General features: G+C 72.1%; 18 protein-coding genes. 7 read left to right on the top strand and 11 right to left on the bottom strand.

Translation table 11 applies throughout. The features are described 5' to 3' along the window. Positions 1-177: 177 nt before the first annotated feature. Together dacB and ACFE64_RS05310 are read right to left on the bottom strand one after the other, a co-directional pair. Positions 178-1,590 (bottom strand): D-alanyl-D-alanine carboxypeptidase/D-alanyl-D-alanine-endopeptidase, encoded by a 1,413-nt coding sequence (gene dacB / locus ACFE64_RS05315; RefSeq protein WP_375391418.1) that lies wholly within the window; start codon positions 1,588-1,590, stop codon positions 178-180. Positions 1,591-1,710: 120 nt separating this feature from the next. Next, entirely contained in the window at positions 1,711-2,001 is a 291-nt protein-coding gene (locus tag ACFE64_RS05310) for a hypothetical protein (protein WP_375391417.1), read from the bottom strand. A 110-nt stretch (positions 2,002-2,111) separates the two neighbouring features. Between ACFE64_RS05310 and ACFE64_RS05305 the strand changes: the two genes are divergently transcribed. Further along, complete coding sequence (locus ACFE64_RS05305; RefSeq protein ID WP_375391416.1) at positions 2,112-2,660, top strand: DNA-3-methyladenine glycosylase; 549 nt, start codon at positions 2,112-2,114, stop codon at positions 2,658-2,660. Positions 2,661-2,867: 207 nt separating this feature from the next. Further along, positions 2,868-3,332, top strand: a complete 465-nt coding sequence (locus tag ACFE64_RS05300; RefSeq protein WP_375391415.1) for a hypothetical protein — start codon at positions 2,868-2,870, stop codon at positions 3,330-3,332. Positions 3,333-3,348: 16 nt separating this feature from the next. Here the strand turns inward: ACFE64_RS05300 and ACFE64_RS05295 are convergent, their stop codons facing one another. After that, positions 3,349-4,071, bottom strand: a complete 723-nt coding sequence (locus ACFE64_RS05295; RefSeq protein ID WP_375391414.1) for a dienelactone hydrolase family protein — start codon at positions 4,069-4,071, stop codon at positions 3,349-3,351. A 68-nt stretch (positions 4,072-4,139) separates the two neighbouring features. Here ACFE64_RS05295 and gpmA point away from each other — a divergent pair, with 68 nt between their 5' ends. The 4 genes from gpmA to ACFE64_RS05275 all read left to right on the top strand — a co-directional run bounded on the left by gpmA (position 4,140) and on the right by ACFE64_RS05275 (position 6,969). After that, the gene (gpmA, locus tag ACFE64_RS05290; RefSeq protein ID WP_375391413.1) at positions 4,140-4,826 is read left to right on the top strand and encodes a 2,3-diphosphoglycerate-dependent phosphoglycerate mutase; all 687 of its coding nucleotides are present in this window, start codon (positions 4,140-4,142) and stop codon (positions 4,824-4,826) included. Between the two features lie 90 nt (positions 4,827-4,916). Next, on the top strand, positions 4,917-5,204 hold the full coding sequence (locus ACFE64_RS05285; RefSeq protein ID WP_375391412.1) for a hypothetical protein: 288 nt from the start codon (positions 4,917-4,919) through the stop codon (positions 5,202-5,204). A 145-nt stretch (positions 5,205-5,349) separates the two neighbouring features. Then, positions 5,350-5,847: a 5-(carboxyamino)imidazole ribonucleotide mutase gene (gene purE / locus ACFE64_RS05280; protein ID WP_375391411.1), complete on the top strand. Its 498-nt coding sequence runs from the start codon at positions 5,350-5,352 to the stop codon at positions 5,845-5,847. A gap of 57 nt (positions 5,848-5,904) precedes the next feature. Continuing rightward, positions 5,905-6,969, top strand: coding sequence for a 5-(carboxyamino)imidazole ribonucleotide synthase (locus ACFE64_RS05275; protein ID WP_375391410.1), 1,065 nt, complete (start codon positions 5,905-5,907; stop codon positions 6,967-6,969). A 20-nt stretch (positions 6,970-6,989) separates the two neighbouring features. On the opposite strand, the gene ACFE64_RS05270 is transcribed toward ACFE64_RS05275, so the two are convergent. From ACFE64_RS05270 to ACFE64_RS05245, 6 genes are all read right to left on the bottom strand, one after another. After that, a complete protein-coding gene (locus ACFE64_RS05270) occupies positions 6,990-8,825 on the bottom strand; it encodes a DUF885 family protein (RefSeq protein WP_375391409.1) in 1,836 nt (611 codons plus the stop codon). 106 nt (positions 8,826-8,931) lie between these two features. After that, entirely contained in the window at positions 8,932-9,909 is a 978-nt protein-coding gene (gene egtD / locus ACFE64_RS05265; protein ID WP_375391408.1) for an L-histidine N(alpha)-methyltransferase, read from the bottom strand. 97 nt (positions 9,910-10,006) lie between these two features. Beyond that, a complete protein-coding gene (gene egtB, locus ACFE64_RS05260; RefSeq protein ID WP_375391407.1) occupies positions 10,007-11,260 on the bottom strand; it encodes an ergothioneine biosynthesis protein EgtB in 1,254 nt (417 codons plus the stop codon). A gap of 37 nt (positions 11,261-11,297) precedes the next feature. Then, positions 11,298-11,852 (bottom strand): cob(I)yrinic acid a,c-diamide adenosyltransferase, encoded by a 555-nt coding sequence (locus ACFE64_RS05255; protein WP_375391455.1) that lies wholly within the window; start codon positions 11,850-11,852, stop codon positions 11,298-11,300. A gap of 4 nt (positions 11,853-11,856) precedes the next feature. Next, positions 11,857-12,087, bottom strand: coding sequence for a twin transmembrane helix small protein (locus ACFE64_RS05250; protein ID WP_375391406.1), 231 nt, complete (start codon positions 12,085-12,087; stop codon positions 11,857-11,859). 9 nt (positions 12,088-12,096) lie between these two features. Continuing rightward, on the bottom strand, positions 12,097-13,107 hold the full coding sequence (locus ACFE64_RS05245) for a glutamate--tRNA ligase family protein (protein ID WP_375391405.1): 1,011 nt from the start codon (positions 13,105-13,107) through the stop codon (positions 12,097-12,099). Positions 13,108-13,162: 55 nt separating this feature from the next. Between ACFE64_RS05245 and ACFE64_RS05240 the strand changes: the two genes are divergently transcribed. Continuing rightward, positions 13,163-13,729 (top strand): HNH endonuclease, encoded by a 567-nt coding sequence (locus tag ACFE64_RS05240; protein ID WP_375391404.1) that lies wholly within the window; start codon positions 13,163-13,165, stop codon positions 13,727-13,729. Between the two features lie 16 nt (positions 13,730-13,745). Here the strand turns inward: ACFE64_RS05240 and ACFE64_RS05235 are convergent, their stop codons facing one another. After that, positions 13,746-14,777 (bottom strand): alpha/beta hydrolase, encoded by a 1,032-nt coding sequence (locus ACFE64_RS05235; protein WP_375391403.1) that lies wholly within the window; start codon positions 14,775-14,777, stop codon positions 13,746-13,748. Between the two features lie 822 nt (positions 14,778-15,599). Next, positions 15,600-15,856, bottom strand: a 257-nt coding sequence (locus ACFE64_RS05230) for an OmpA family protein (protein WP_375391402.1), incomplete at its 5' end; no start/stop codon positions are given.

Below are 15,856 nucleotides of genomic sequence, written 5' to 3'. Positions count from 1 at the left end.
TCGCGTGGAATCGATATATTGCCCTCATCCCGCGCGGGCGGGGATCCATACTGGCAAGCTTTCGCGCATTTTGCCGAAGGGCGGCGACGATGGATTCCCGCCTCCGCGGGAATGACGGGAACTGCCTTGAGCGAGCCTCATCCAGCTCTGTCGGCGGGCCGGCGGCGGCAAGCGAGGTCAGCTCGCCGCCGCGATGGCGAGCAGCGCCCGGTCCATCGCCGCGGTCGCGCCGGCGTCGCCCGGCACGTCATTGGCGTAGAAGGCGAAGGTCAGCTCGCGCCCGCTCGCCGCGATCAGCCAGCCGGCCAGCGCGTTGGTGCCGTTCAGCGTGCCCGTCTTGGCGAACAGGCGGTGATCGAGCGGCGTGCCCGCGAACCGCTTCAGCCCCACGGCCCCGCCGACCGGCAGCGTCGCGCGCCACGCGGCGCCCCAGGGCTGGCGCGCCGTCCAGCGCAGGAACGCCACCGCGCCGCGCGGCGAAATGCGGTTATAGCTCGACATGCCCGAGCCGTCCGCGAAGTCGTAGGCGACACGCGGCACGCCGGCGCGGTCGAGCATCGCGTGCTCCGCCGCCAGCCCGTCGGCGAGGCTGCCCGTTCCCGACATCGCCCCGACGCGGCGCAGCAGCAGTTGCGCGTGGAGGTTCTGGCTGACCTTGTTGGTCAGCGTGAGGTCCTCGATCAGCGGCGGCGGGGTCAGCCGGGCGAGCACCGGCGCGGCGGGCGGCCGGCTCGGCGGCGCGGCACCGCGCACCGCCGGATCGTCGGCGGCGACCAGCGGGCGATGGCGGACGGCCACCCCGCCCGTGACCCGCACGCCGCGCGCGACCAGCATCCGCCGCAGCGTCCAGGCGGCGTAGCGCGCCGGATCGTCGATACCGAGCTGCAGCCGCTCGGGCGTCGCGCCCGCCGCGATCGTGCCGGACAGCCGCACCGTCAGGCCCATCGGCGCGCGGTCGAACGCCAGCTCGGTCTTGCCGCCGGCCACCGTCACCGCGCGGTTGTCGACCGTGTAATAAGGCGGCGCGTCCAGCCCCGGCGCGGCCCCGACCGCGCCCGGCGTGACGGTCAGCGTCACCTCATTGTCGTCCAGCGTCAGCGCCGACGCCGCCGTGCCCGAGCGCGTCGCGACATTGTTCCAGCTCATGCCGGGGCTCCAGCGCTCGTCGGGCCAGGCGCTGTCGTCGCCCACCACGTCGCGCACCCGTCCGGTCCGCGCCGCCACCGCATCGGCGAGCGTGGCGAGGCAGTCCGCCGCGCAATCCGGCGCCGCCGAGAGCCGGGCGTCGCCATGCCCCTCCAGCACCACGTCCGGCCCGTCGAGCCGGACCGCGGCGCCGCCGTCCGCATCGGGCCGGTCGAGGTCCGGCAGGGTGGCGAACGCTGCGGCGGTGGTGAACATCTTGGTGTTGGAGGCCGGCACGAACCGCTGGTCCGGCAGCAGCGCCGCGATCTCCCGCCCGTCCGGATCGGTGACCACGAGCCCGAACCGCGTCCCCGGACTGGCGGCGGCGAGGTCCGTGCCCACCCGCTCCTGCAGCGAAGGTGCGGGTGCGGCGGCAAGCAGCAGGAGAACGGCGACGCGCTTCATGGCCGCCAATGTGGCGCAAGCGGGAAGCAGGAACAACGCCGCCCGCCGCCGCCCGACCGCGTCGCGGATCGACGCCGCGCCCGCGCGCCTGGGCTCAGGCGGCGGGCGCGGGCCGCGATCTCAGTGCGTGGTCTTGACGCTGTTGGTCGTCTCGCCGTTCGAGCTGGTCGAGGTCTTGTGGACGACCTTCGTGGTCTTGGTCTTGTGGCCGACCTTCACGCCCAGGATCTTCTTGGGCCGGTGCGTCTTGTGCTTGGTGACGTGCACGGCGGTGCGGGTGTGAGTGACGACGCCGTTGTTCACGTCGGTGTCGTGCTTGACCTCGGTCTTGGTCGTGGTCTGCGCGATCGCGGGTAGCGGCGCGGCGATGGCGAGGGCGAGCAGCGGGACGGCGGCATGACGAAGCTTCATCGTAGGACTCCTTTGTCGGGGCGAGACGGTCTTAACCATTGTCTACCCGGAACGGTTCATCGCCCCGTCGACCGCTGGCGGTCAAGCGGCGGCGCTGGCAGGGCGGCCGAATGGACGCCGCCTTCTACACCCGACCCGTGCTGGAGCTCGCGCGGGCGCTGATCGGCTGCACGCTGCTGATCGACGGCGTCGGCGGCGTGATCGTCGAAACCGAAGCCTATCATGCCGGCGACCCCGCCTCGCACAGCTTCGTCGGCCCGAGCCTGCGCAACCGCGCGATGTGGGGGCCGCCAGGCCACGCCTATGTGTATCGCATCTACGGGCTGCACTGGTGCCTGAACGTCGTCGGCGGCGCGGCGCCGGGGGCCGCGGTGCTGCTGCGCGCGATCGAGCCGGTCCACGGGCTGGCGCCGATGCGCGCGCGCCGGGGCGGCGTCGCCGATCGCCTGTTGTGCGCCGGCCCGGGCCGGCTTGCGCAGGCGCTCGCGATCACCGGCGCGCTGGACGGACGGCCGCTGGACGAACCACCGTTCTGCCTGCTGCCGCGCCGGACGGAGCCGGCGATCGCCACCGGCCAGCGGATCGGGATCACCAAGGCCGCCGACGAACCCTGGCGCTTCGGCCTCGCCGGATCGGCGTTCCTGAGCCGCCGCATGTAGCTCCCGGACCTGCGCGAAAGCGGCGGAAGCGGCCCCATTGAGGCGAAAGTGTCAGCAGCCTTGGCCTTCTTTCGACTTAGCTGTTACTGATCCCTAAAAGGCGGATCGCATTCGATATTCCGGTAGGGGACGCGTCGCTTGCTCAAGGTTCTTCAGCACGGGCTCCGACAACGCGAACCGCGCATCAAGGTCGTGCTTCCGGCGCGGATGAAGGTCGCCTCCGCCTGGTCGGACGCCGTGATCCACAACGTGTCGTCCCGCGGCCTGCTCGCCGCCGCCGAGGATGCCCCCGCACCCGGCACATATCTGGAGATCCGCCGTGGCACCAACATCATCGTCGGGCGGGTGATGTGGCGCAAGGATCGGTTCTTCGGCGTCCGCACCCAGGATGCGATCGATCTCGCCGCGCTCTCGGCCGCGCCGCAACGCCGCGACCCGCGTGCGGCGTCGGCCCCAGCCCGCGGGCCGGAGCGTCGTGGCATGGAGCGTCTCGGTCGCGACGTCGCCACCGCGCGCCGGCTGGAGCGCAACCGCGAGCTCTCGCGCCTGTTCCAGTTCGTGGTGCTCGGGTCGGCCGCGATCGCCGCCGGCGTCGCCGTGGCCTATGAGGCTTTCGTGATGCTGGCCGCACCGCTGCGCCAGGCCAGCGCCGCGATGGCGATCGGCGGCTGAACGGCCGCGCGCGCGCTCACACGAACAGCTCGGTCAGGAAGTCCTTGCACGCCTGCCAGCTGCGCCGGTCCGCCTTTTCCTCATAGCCGAAGCCGGGCTGGACGCTGCCCTTGGTGCCGGCATCGGTGAAGGCGTGCCCCGCCGCGCCATAAGCGTGGATCTGCCAGTCGGCCTCGCCCCCGGTCAGTTCCGCCGCGAGCGCGGTGACGGCGTCGGGCGGACCGAGTGGATCGTCCCAGCCGTGGCAGACCAGCACCTTGGCGCGGATCGGCGTCGTGTTGGCGTAATCCGGGCGGTCGTAGACGCCATGGAACGAGACGCTGCCCAGCACGTCCAGCCCGCTGCGCGCCATGTCGAGCACGCACAGTCCGCCGAAGCAGAACCCGATCGCCGCGCATCTGGCGGCATCGACATGGCCGAACCCCTGGAGCACCGCGAGGCTCGCGGCCAGCCGATCGCGCAGCAGGGCGCGGTCGGCGAGACACTCGTCCATGTAGCGGCGCATGTCGGGGCCGCGCTCGGCCCGCTTGCCCTGGCCGAACACGTCGCACGCGAAGCCGACATAGCCGAGCTTGGCCAGCTCCTCCGCCTTGGCGTTGTCCGATTCCTTCTGGCCGAGCACGTTGGCGACGACCAGCACGCCTGGCCGCGGCGTCTCCACCTCGTCCTCATACGCGATCACGCCCTCGAACGGGCCGCCCGGGCCGTCATACACCAATGTCTGCCGCACGATCGCCATCGTCGCCTCTCCTTGTGCCGATGGGACGCGGCGCTAAACACCGGCCCCGTCCCCCGCAAGGAGCGCTGATGCCCACCCTCGTCCTGATCCGCCACGGCCAGTCCGCCTGGAACCTGGAGAACCGCTTCACCGGCTGGTGGGACGTCGATCTGACCGAGCAGGGTGCGGCCGAGGCACGGGCAGCGGGCGCGCTGCTGGCGGCGAAGGGCCTCGATGTCGACCTGACCTTCACCAGCTTCCAGACCCGCGCGATCAAGACGCTCAATCTGGCGCTGGAGGCGATGGGGCGGCTATGGCTGCCGACCGAGAAGCACTGGCGGCTGAACGAGCGGCACTATGGCGGGCTGACCGGGCTCGACAAGGCGGAGACCGCGGCCAGGCACGGCGAGGCGCAGGTGAAGATCTGGCGGCGCAGCTTCGACGTGCCGCCGCCTCCCGCCAACGCCGGCGGCGCCTACGACCTGACCGACGATCGCCGCTATGCGGGCGTGCCCGTGCCCGCGACCGAGAGCCTGAAGGACACGATCGCGCGCGTGCTGCCCTATTGGGAGGAGCGGATCGCGCCGGCGCTGACCGGCGGCGCGCGGGTGCTGATCTCTGCTCACGGCAATTCGCTGCGCGCGCTGGTCAAGCACCTGTCGCACATTGCCGACGCGGACATCACCGGGCTGGAGATCCCGACCGGGCAGCCGATCGTCTACGAGCTCGACCGCGCGCTGAACGCCATCGACCGCTATTATCTGAACGAGCGTTAAATGAACGCGCGCTGCCAACGACGTTCAGCATGATCTCAGCGCGACTCGCATAATCCTGCCGGCGTGGAAAGCCCACGCGGGAGATGCCTCATGTCGATCAGGTCTTTCATCCTCGGCGCGGCGACGCTGGCGAGCGTAGCGTTGCCCGGTGTCGCATCGGCGCAGAGCTATGGTTACTATGGCGGCGGCAACGGCTATTACGCATCCGATCGCGATCAAGGCTATTACCGCGACCGCGGCGACGATCGCCGTTATGACGCCCGCGCCCGCCGCGACGAGCACCGGCGCTGGAAGGAGATCGAGCGCCAGCGCCGCCGGGAATGGCAGCACCGCCATCACGGGCGCGAACAATACTACAATGACGGCTATCGCTACTGACGCGCGATCGTCGCGCGGAACGGCGGTCGTCTCATCCAGGGCGGCCGCCGTTTCGCCGTGACGTCACCGGCGGATCGACCAGCCCGGCATGGACGGCCGGCGGCGATGGTTGTGCGCGTGCGCGCGCCTCGCTACTCCGCCGTGCATGGCGGACCCGCTCGTCGGCATCATCATGGGCTCGACCTCCGACTGGGAGACGATGCGCCATGCCGCCGACGTGCTGGCGGCGCTCGACGTGGCGCACGAGACGCGGGTGGTCTCCGCGCACCGGACGCCGGAGCGGCTGTACGACTATGCGAAGGGCGCAGCGGCGCGCGGGCTGAAGGTGATCGTCGCCGGCGCGGGCGGCGCGGCGCACCTGCCCGGCATGGCGGCGGCGATGACCTGGCTGCCGGTGCTGGGCGTGCCCGTCGAATCGAAGGCGCTGGCGGGCATGGATAGCCTGCTCTCGATCGTGCAGATGCCGGGCGGCGTGCCGGTGGGGACGCTGGCGATCGGCCGCGCGGGCGCGATCAACGCCGGGCTGCTGGCGGCGGCGATCCTGGCGACCGGCGACGCGGCCCTGGCCGAGCGGCTACGGGACTGGCGGGCGCGGCAGACGGAGGACGTCGCGGAGGCGCCTTTGTCGTCACCCCGGGCTTGACCCGGCGTCCTGCTTCTTCTTTGCGGGTCTGAAGCTCAGCGGGATGACGGGGGGATGATGAAGCCGCTGCCGCCTGGTTCGACGATCGGCATCCTCGGCGGCGGCCAGCTCGGGCGGATGCTGGCGGTGGCCGCCGCGCAGCTCGGCTACCACACCCACGTCCTCGCGCCGGAGCGGGAGAGCGTGGCGGCGCAGACCGCATCCAGCCTGACGCGCGCCGATTATCACAACCGGGTGGTGCTCGCCGATTTCGCGCGCGCCTGCGACGTCGTGACCTACGAGTTCGAGAATGTCGCGCTCGCCCCCGTCGAGTGGCTGGCGGCGCGCGTCCCCGTCCATCCCGCGCCCGCCGCGCTCGCCGTCGCGCAGGATCGGGCGGCGGAGAAGCGGTTCGTGGCGGCGGCAGGGGGCCGCCCCGCGCGCTGGGCGGCGGTGGCGAACCGCGCCGAGCTCGACGCGGCGCTGGCGGCGGTCGGCGTCCCCGCGGTGCTCAAGACCGCGCGCTGGGGCTATGACGGCAAGGGCCAGGCGCGGATCGCCTCGCCCGCGGACGCCGACGCGGCGTGGGAAGCAGTCGGCGGCCCGGCGGTGCTGGAGGCGTTCGTCGCCTTCGAGCACGAGTTCTCGATCCTGCTCGCGCGCGGGCAGGACGGCGCGACCGCGCGCTACCCCGTGCCGCTCAACGCGCATCGCGACGGCATCCTGCGCACCTCGACGCTGCCCGCGCCCGCCGCCGTGCTCGCCCAGGCCGACGAGGCGACGGCGCTCGCAGGGCGTATCGCCGCGCGGCTCGACTATGTCGGCGTGCTGGCGTGCGAGTTCTTCGCGACCGCGCAAGGCCCGGTGTTCAACGAGATGGCGCCTCGGGTCCACAATTCCGGCCACTGGACGATCGAGGGCGCGGCGTGCTCGCAGTTCGAGAACCATGTCCGCGCGATCTGCGGCCTGCCGCTGGGCGCGACCGCGCTGACGGGGGCGGGCGTCACGATGGCCAACCTGATCGGCGACGATCCCTTCGCCGCCGCCCTCGCCGAGCCGGGCGCGCACGTCCACCTCTACGGCAAGGGCGCGGCGCGGCCGGGGCGCAAGATGGGCCATGTGACCCGGGTGCGGCTTACCTAGCTCCCCCTTCACGGGGAGGATCAGGCTGAAGCCACCCAGGCGTCGCCGACGCGCTGGAGCACCTCCAGCGGCAGGCGGCCGTAGCGCAGCACCGCGGTGTGGTATGCCTTGAGGTCGAAGCGCGGGCCGAGCTTCGCCTTGGCGTGATCGCGCACCGCCACGAAAGTGGAGTGACCGAGCTTGTAGGAGCAGGCCTGGCCAGGATTGACGCAATAGCGGTCCACCTCGCCACCCGCGCGGCTCTCGGTATAGCCGACCGCGTCGCGGAACTGCTGCACCGCCCGCTCGCGCGTCCAGCGATAATGATGCAGCCCGGTGTCGACGATACAGCGATTGGCGCGGAACAGCTGCGCGGCCAGATAGCCGATGCGGCCGGCGGGATCGTCGGCGTACATCCCCAGCTCGTCGGCGAGCTGCTCGGCATAGAGCGCCCAGCCTTCGGCATAGCCGGAAAAGTTGCTGCCGATCTTGCGGATCAGCGGCAGCCGCGTGTTGGACAGCGCCAGGCCGCCCTCCAGCTGGTGACCCGGCAGGCCCTCGTGAAAGACGGTGGTCGACAGGTCGTAGCGCGGCCAGTCGCGCGCGTCGCGCAGGTTGAAATAGACGATGCCCGGCCGCGAGCCGTCGATCGCGGGCGACTGGCTGAAGGCCGCGGCCGCGCCCGCCTCGGTCTGCGGCGGCACGCGGCGGACCTCGAACTTGTAGGACGGCAGCCGCTCGAACACGGTCGGCAACCGGCCGCGGATCGCGTCGAGCCGGCTGTTGCAATAGGCGATCGCCTCCGCCTTGCCGGCGTCGGTGTTCGGGTAGAGCTGTCCCGGCGTCGCGGCGAGCGCCACCAGCCGTTCGCCGATCGTGCCCTTGGTGTAGCCCTGCCGCTTCATCTCCGCGTCGAGCCGCGCGCCGATGCTCGCGGCCTGATCGAGCCCGAACCGGTGCACCTCCTCGGGCGACAGCGCGCTGGTCGTCGTCGCCCGCAGCGCGACGGGATAGAAGGCCGCGCCCTGGGGCAGCGCCCACACGCCCGCATCATGCTTCGCCGTGCGGCGCACCGCGCGGACATAGGCGAACTGGCGTTGCAGCGCGGGCAGCACGGCGGCGGTGTAGATCGCCGCCGCCTGTCGGCCGTAATCGTCGCCCAGCCCCTTGGCGGCGGCACGACGCGCGAGCGACTGCACCACCAGCGCCTGTTCGGCCGGCAGCGCGGTCTTCTCCATCTGCGCGATCGTCAGGTCGAGGATGAAGTCGGGCGGCACGACGCCGACGCCGACATCGTGGCGCATCCGCTCGCTATTGTCGTCGAGCTGCGTGGCGAACGCCCGCAGCCGGGCGAGATAGGCGTCGGCGTCGGCCTTGGTGTTCAGCGGGTGCTTGGTGTCGAGGAAGTCGGGGATCGACTGATACGCGCCCGATTGCTGCGAGACGACATAGGGGCTGGGGCCATAGGACGAGCCGCCGAAGTCGAAACGCTGCACGGCCGCCGCCGACCGCAGGGTGTAGAGCACAGAGTCGAGATCGACCTGTTCGTCCGCCGACAGCGCGCGACGGTCGATCGCCTCCAGCTGCCCGAGCTGCGCGAGCGTCTGCGCCTTCGCCGCCGCGCGCGCGGTGGCGGACTGGTCGGAAAGCTTCGCGCGCAGATCGGCGTTGGCACCGGTGTCGAGCCCCAGCTGCGTCGCGCCTTCGGGCGAACGGCGCAGCTGCGCCTGGACCAGACCGTCGAACAGCGGCTTGAGCGGGCTCGCCGGCGTCGCGCCGATCTGGGCGCGCAACGGCGCGGCCGCGAGCGCGGCGGTGGCGGCGGTCCCGGCGAGGAACTGGCGGCGATCGGTGTGCATGGTGAGCCCCTTCGTCATGCCGGCCTTGTGCCGGCATCCACGCCTGATCCAGGCGCGTCCCATTGTTGCTGAGGCCACGGCTTGCCCGACGGTGGGCCCCGGGACAAGCCCGGGGTGACGATGTTCACGGCGCCGTCTCCTCCCCCTGCGCCTCCGCCAGGATCACCGCGAACAGCCCATCCGGGTCCGTCCACTCGGTCAGCGGCGTCCAGCCGCCGGCGCGCAGTAGCAGGCGGGCGTCGCGCGGCCCGTATTTGTGGCTGTTCTCGGTGTGGATCGTCTCGCCCGCCGCGATCGCGAAGGGGCGGCCGTCGACGGTGAACGCCGCATCGCGCGTGGCGGCGAGATGCATCTCGACCCGCGCCGCCGCATCGTTCCACCGCGCCTCATGACGGAAGGCGTCAAGCGGGATCGTGCCGTCCAGCTCGCGGTTGATGCGGGCGAGCAGGTTGAGGTTGAACGCCGCCGTCACGCCCGCGGCGTCGTCATAGGCGGCGATCAGCGTGCTCGCGTCCTTCACCCGGTCCATCCCGATCAGGAGCTGCGCGCCCTCTCCCAGCGACGCCCGCATCGCGCGCAGCAGGTCCACCGCCTGGCGCGGGCCCATGTTGCCGATCGTCGAGCCGGGAAAGAAGCCGAGCTTGGGCGCGCCCGCCACCTCGCCCGGCAGCGCGATCGGGCGCAGGAAATCGGCCTCGACCGGCAGCACCGGCAGCCCGGGATGGGCCGCCGCCAGCGCCCTGGCGGAGTCGCGCAGGAAGTCGCCCGAGATGTCGATGGGCACATAGGCCGACGGCGCGACCGCCGCGAGCAGGATCGGCGTCTTGGCGGACGAGCCCGAGCCGAACTCCACCACCGCGCGGGCCGCGCCGGTCAGCCGCGCCACGGCGGGCGCGCAGGCGGTCAGCACGCCGATCTCGGTCCGGGTGGGGTAGTATTCGGGCAGCGCGGTGATCCGCTCGAACAGCGCCGAGCCGCGCCGGTCGTAGAACCAGCGCGCGGGGATCGCGCGCGGCCGCGCCGTCAGCCCGGCGAGCACGTCGGCGCGGAACTGCGGGTCGGCGAAGGACCGCAGGCCGTCCTCGGCCTCCTGCTTCAGCATCGCTCACCCTCACCCTTCCGGCGCCGCGCGCCTCCCTCCCTCTCCCCTTGGGAGAGGGAACGGCCGCCGCAGGCGGCGCAAGGGTGAGGGTGATCGCTCACAAATCCCGCGCCAGCCGCACGCCCGTGAACTGCCAGCGCTGATGGGGGTAGAAGAAGTTGCGGTAGCTCGCGCGCAGATGGCCGCGCGGCGTCGCGCAGGAACCGCCGCGAAGCACGAACTGGCCGCTCATGAACTTGCCGTTATACTCGCCGACCGCCCCTTCGGCAGTGCGGAAGCCGGGATAGGGTCGGTAGGCGCTGCCGGTCCATTCCCACACGTCGCCATAGAAGCCGCCGCCCGGAAACCCCATCGGCCGGGGCTCGACCGGCCCCGCGGCGTCGAGCTGGTTGCCGCCCGCCGGGTCCGCGCCGGCCGCCGCCGCTTCCCACTCCGCCTCGGTCGGCAGCCGCGCGCCCGCCCAGGCGGCATAGGCGTCCGCCTCGTAGAAGCTGACATGCGTGACCGGCGCGGCGGGATCGATCGGCCGTCGGCCATCGAGGCCGAAGCGCGTCCAGCCGCCATCGCGTTGCGCCCAGTATGACGGCGCGGCGATCGCCTGCGCCTTCACCCAGGCCCAGCCGTCCGCCAGCCACCAGCCCGGGTTCCGGTAGCCGCCATCGGCGATGAACGCCGTCCATTCGGCGTTGGTGACGGTGCGGTCGGCCAGCGCATGGGGGACGAGCAGCGCGCGATGGCGCGGCCCCTCGCAATCGAAGGAGAAGCCCGGGCCGGTATGACCGATCTCGACCACCCCGCCGCCATGCTCGATCCAGCCGATCGGCCCCGGCATCGCCACCGGCACCTTGGGCGCGGGCGGCCACAGCGCCGGCTCCAGCGGGTTCTCGCCGAACAGGTGCAGGATGTCGGTGACGAGCAGCTCCTGGTGCTGCTGCTCGTGCTGGCAGCCGAGCTCCACCAGCGCCTGCGCGTCGGGCCCGAGCCCGGGCAGCGCGGCGGCGAGCGCAGCGTCGACATGGGCGCGATAGGCGCGCACCTCGTCCAGGGTCGGGCGCGTCACCATGCCGCGCCGGTCGCGCGCGTGCCGTCCGCCTTCCGCCTCGTAATAGCTGTTGAACAGGAACGGCCAACGCACGTCGTGCAGCCGATAGCCGGGCACGTGATCGCGCAGCACGAAGGTCTCGAAGAACCAGCTGGTGTGCGCCAGGTGCCATTTCGCGGGCGACGCGTCCGGCATCGACTGCGCGGTCGCGTCGGCGTCCGATAGCGGTGTCGCCAGCGCCAGCGAGAGTGCGCGCACGGCGGCAAAGCGAGCCGCAAGCGGATCGCGGGCGGGCGCGGGCTGCACCATCATGTGGGCCTACCACCCCGCGCGCCGGCGACCAACGTCAATCGCTCGAGCGCGTCGCGCCCGGCCGCCACAGCACGTCGAGCGCGCCGGCGTCGTTCGCCAGCCGCGCGGCGACGAACAGCCAGTCGGACAGTCGGTTCAGATAGGCGAGCGCCGCCGGGTTGAGCCCGCCCGCCGCCACCGCCGCGCGCTCCGCCCGGCGCGTCACCGCCCGCGCCAGGTGCAGCGCCGCCGCCGCGGGCGACCCGCCGGGCAGCACGAAGCTGGTGAGCGGGTCGAGCCGCGCGTTCATCGCGTCGATCTCCGCCTCCAGCCGCGCGACCTGCGCGGGCACGATGCGCAGCGCGCCGTCCTGCCGGCCCGGCGTCGCCAGGTCCGCGCCGAGATCGAACAGGTCGTGCTGGATGCGCCGCAGCGCCTCGGCGATGACGTCGTCGGCCGGCAGGACGGCAAGCCCGATCGCGCAGTTCGCCTCGTCCACCTCGCCGATCGCATGGAGCCGCGCGTCCGCCTTGCTCACCCGCGAGGCGTCGACCAGCCCGGTCGTGCCGTCGTCGCCGGTGCGCGTGTAGATCCGGGTCAGCCTGACCAGCGGCTCAGGCCCGGTGGCCGAGCAGCAGGATGAGCACCACGATCAGGATCGCCACCGCCTGGAAGAAGATGCGCTGCTGCATCATGCGGTTGCTCTTGATCTGCAGCGTGGTCGGCCCATCGCCCGATTTCACCCGCTCGCTCGATTCCTGCAGGAAGGTGACGACGCCGCGCACCAGCGCGACCACGGTCGCGAGCATCGCGGCGATGAGCAGGATGGCGAGGAAGGTGTTCATGGCGACTATCTAGGCGCTCGCGGCGGCGAAACCAACGGGCAGCCGGCCGGCGCGCAACGCCGCGGCAACCTGCGTTCCGTCCTCGCCCGCGTCGCGCCGGGCGGCCAATGTCGGGCTGCCATGCCGCTTGGCGAGCCGCGCGCCGTCGGGGCCGGTCAGCAGCGGATGATGATGATAGCGCGGCGTCGGCAGCCCGAGCAGCGCCTGGAGCAGGCGATGAACGTGGGTCGCGGCGAACAGGTCGACCCCACGCACCACATCCGTCACGCCCTGCGCCGCATCGTCGACGGTGACGGCGAGATGGTAGGAGGCCGGGGCATCCTTGCGCGCGAGGATCACGTCGCCGTGCGCGGCGGGATCGGCCTCGATCCAGCCGACGGTCGCGTCGTGCCACCACAACTCCTCCCCGGAACGGGGAGGGGGACCACGGCCGTGCAGCGGGCATGGTGGAGGGCGCTCCGCGCCAGGCGGACCGCCCGGATCGGAGCCCCCTCCCCCACCACGCCGAGGCGCGTCGGTCCCCCTCCCCGTCCCGGGGAGGATCGCAAGCGCCTTCGCCACGTCCAACCGCCAGCTATGCGCGCGCGCCAGATCGGGCGCGACCAGCCGGCGACAGGTGCCCGGATAGGCCGGCTCCGGCCCGTGCGGCGCCTGCAGGCTCGCCGCCGCGATCTCGGCACGCGTGCAGAAACAGGGATAGACCAGCGCCGCCGCCTGCAGCCGCGCCAGCGCCGCGGCGTAGAGCGGCAGCCGCTCGGACTGGAACACCGGCCCTTCCCATTCCAGCCCGAGCCAGGCGAGGTCCGCCAGGATCGCGGCCACATGCTCCGGTCGGCGCCGCGTGCCGTCGAGGTCCTCGATCCTGAGCAGGAACCGGCCGCCGCGCGCCCGCGCAAGATCATAGGCCGCGATCGCCGACGCGGCATGGCCCAGATGCAGCCGCCCCGTCGGCGACGGCGCGAAGCGGGTGACGACCGTCCCGTCCTCCCCTTGACCCCGATTCGCTCGCTGTGCTGTCATGGCGACGTCACGCGTCTTGGGCTAAGGCGCTGCCGAGCAACGTGGGGAGGCGTGCGTGTTTCATCCCGATCTCATCCGCCATCCCGATGGCTGCCCCGCGCTCGTCCTCAACGCCGACTATACGCCGCTCTCCTATTACCCGCTCAGCCTCTGGCCTTGGCAGACCGCGGTCAAGGCGATGTTCCTGGAGCGGGTGGACGTGGTCGCCTGTTACGAGCGCGAGGTGCGCAGCGCCACCGTCGCGCTGAGGCTGCCGTCGGTGATCGCGCTCAAGCAGTTCGTGAAGCCGTCGCAATTCCCTGCCTTCACGCGCTTCAACCTGTTCCTGCGCGATCGGTTCGCCTGCCAATATTGCGGCCACGGGCGCGAGCTGACGTTCGACCATGTCGTCCCGCGCGCGCAGGGCGGGCGGACGACCTGGGAGAACGTCGTCACCGCCTGCGCGCCGTGCAACCTGAAGAAGGGCGGCCGCACCCCCCGCCAGGCCCGGATGCCGCTCCACCTGGACCCGATCCGCCCGACCTCGTGGCACCTGCAGGAGCATGGGCGATCGTTTCCGCCCAACTATCTCCACGATACGTGGCGCGACTGGCTGTACTGGGATGTGGAGCTGGAGGCGTAGCGCGGCAGGCATCCGGTCAAGCCCGGGACGACGGCAGCCGCGCCTCCAGCCAGTCCAGGATCATCGTCAGCGCACGGTCCCGCTCCAAGTCGTTGAGCAGTTCGTGCGCGCCGCCCTCGAAGCGCGCCAGCCGCTTGGCCGACGCCGCGACCGCCGCCACGAACCGCTCGCTGCCGGCGATCGGGCAGAAGCTGTCGGCGGTCCCGTGCAGCACCAGCACCGGCGCGCGCCAGGCGGGCAGGCGTGGCCACAGCGCGTCCGCCACGGCCAGCGCGCTCGCGCCGGTGATCGCCGGCAGCCGGCCGTGATAGCCGCGCGGGTCGGTGCGATAGGCCGCCACTTCGGCCGGATCGCGCGAGATGCCCGCCGGGTCGAGCGCGGGCCGTACCCCGACGCCCGGCGCCAGCCGCGCCAGCACGCGGCCGACCAGCTTCAGCCCGGGCGACGCCTCCAGCAGCAGCGCCGGCGCGCTCAGCACCACGCCCGCCACGTCCGCGTCGTCCGCGCCGACGCTCGCCGCCGTCACCAGCCCACCGAGCGAATGGCCGAAGAGGAGCAGCGGCCCCGTCCCGGCCAGCGCAGCGCGCGCCTGCCGGTGCTGCGCGACCGCCGCCGCCACGTCCACGGCCCCGCGCGCGCCCGCCGAGCCGCCATGGCCCCGATAATCGAAGGCATGCACGGCGAACCCGCGCTCGACCAGCCGTGGCACCATCCGGTGGTAGCGCGTGACGTAACGCTCGGCATATTCGGCGAAGCCGTGCGCCAGCAGCACCGTCGCGCGCACCGCGCCGTCCGGCCGCCATCCATGGCCAGCGACCGGCGCACCGAAATCCCAGATGTCGGTCCGCATTGCCGCAGAATAGTCCTGCGTTCCGCCCGCCGTAAATAGCGGGGTTGCGGGCAGCCAGATCGCGTCGCCAGGTGGATGATCCGGGGGCGCGCCGTGAAGCCGATCGGCCTCGACGCGCCAGGCACCGCCACGGCGGACCTGCGGTGCCGGACCCTCGGCGAGCAGATCGGGGTGGAGGTGGGCTGGGCACAGGCGCATGGCCGACACTGCCCGACGGCAACCCGCCGACGGCGCGCGCTCAATCTTGCGAGACGGAGGGGTCCGACCGGCTGACATGAAGTCCGCCAACACGCCGCGCACATGAACTGAGCCACCCATGCCATGACCTGCATCCGGGCGATGACTGGCGATCGCGGTGGCGGATACCGGGAAGGCATGGCGGAGACGTGATCGCGGCCGCGATCGAGCCGCTCTTCTTCACCACAGGCCGATCGGCGCGGCGCCGGGCCGGGTCTGTCGATGATCCAGGGTTCGCGCGCCCGGGGTGGCCACGGGCGCATCCGTCCGGCGCTTGGGCGGGAGCGGCGTCAGCTCCATCTCCTCCGCTATGCCGGCGACGCGGCGGGGCCTTGGTGGAACCGGCGACCGAAAGCGAGACACGGAGATAGTCCCCAAATCCTTCGCCGCCGGCGGTCCACGACAAGAATCGGGGACATGCTCGGACAGCTTCGCTCGGTCTCTCCCGCGGCAATCATCTCGGCACCCGTTCGCGAGCCGATCAGGCCACCGCGCGGCTCTACGCCGATCGCGCGTTCCCGCCATTGCCTACCCGGCGGCAGCCACGGCCCTGATGTGGTCCGCTATCGGGTCGGCCGCCGGGCGACCGGCAAGCCAGTGCTTAAACCGGCCGCATCCAGATCCGGCCGGCGCGAATGCCAGGCCGAACGTCGTTCGTCGCAGGCTCCCCGATCGCTGGCGCCCGTTGCCGGCGAAGGTGCGGCATCACCGTCCACAGTCCGCCAACGAAAAGGGAGACCGGCTCGCGCCGATCTCCCTTCGTTTCACCCGCAGGCGTGCGCCTTACTGGCCCGAACCCGGACCGTAGGTCACCTCCACGCGGCGGTTCTGCACCTCGCGGACGCCGTCGGCGGTATCGACGCGCGGGCGGCTCTCGCCGAACGCCTGCGTCGTGATCACGCCGTCGGGGATGGCGTGGGCGGTCAGATACGCCTTCACCGAGTCCGCGCGACGCTGCGACAGGCCGACATTGTAGCTCGCCGAACCCGACTTGTCGGCGTGACCCGCCAGCATGACCTGCGCGTTGCCGCAGCTCTGAT

Origin of the sequence: uncultured Sphingomonas sp. (genome assembly GCF_964250165.1) — a bacterium.
Lineage (GTDB): Bacteria > Pseudomonadota > Alphaproteobacteria > Sphingomonadales > Sphingomonadaceae > Sphingomonas.
The sequence above is the reverse complement of the archived record's forward strand: the minus strand, read 5'-3'. Positions and strand labels throughout refer to the sequence as shown.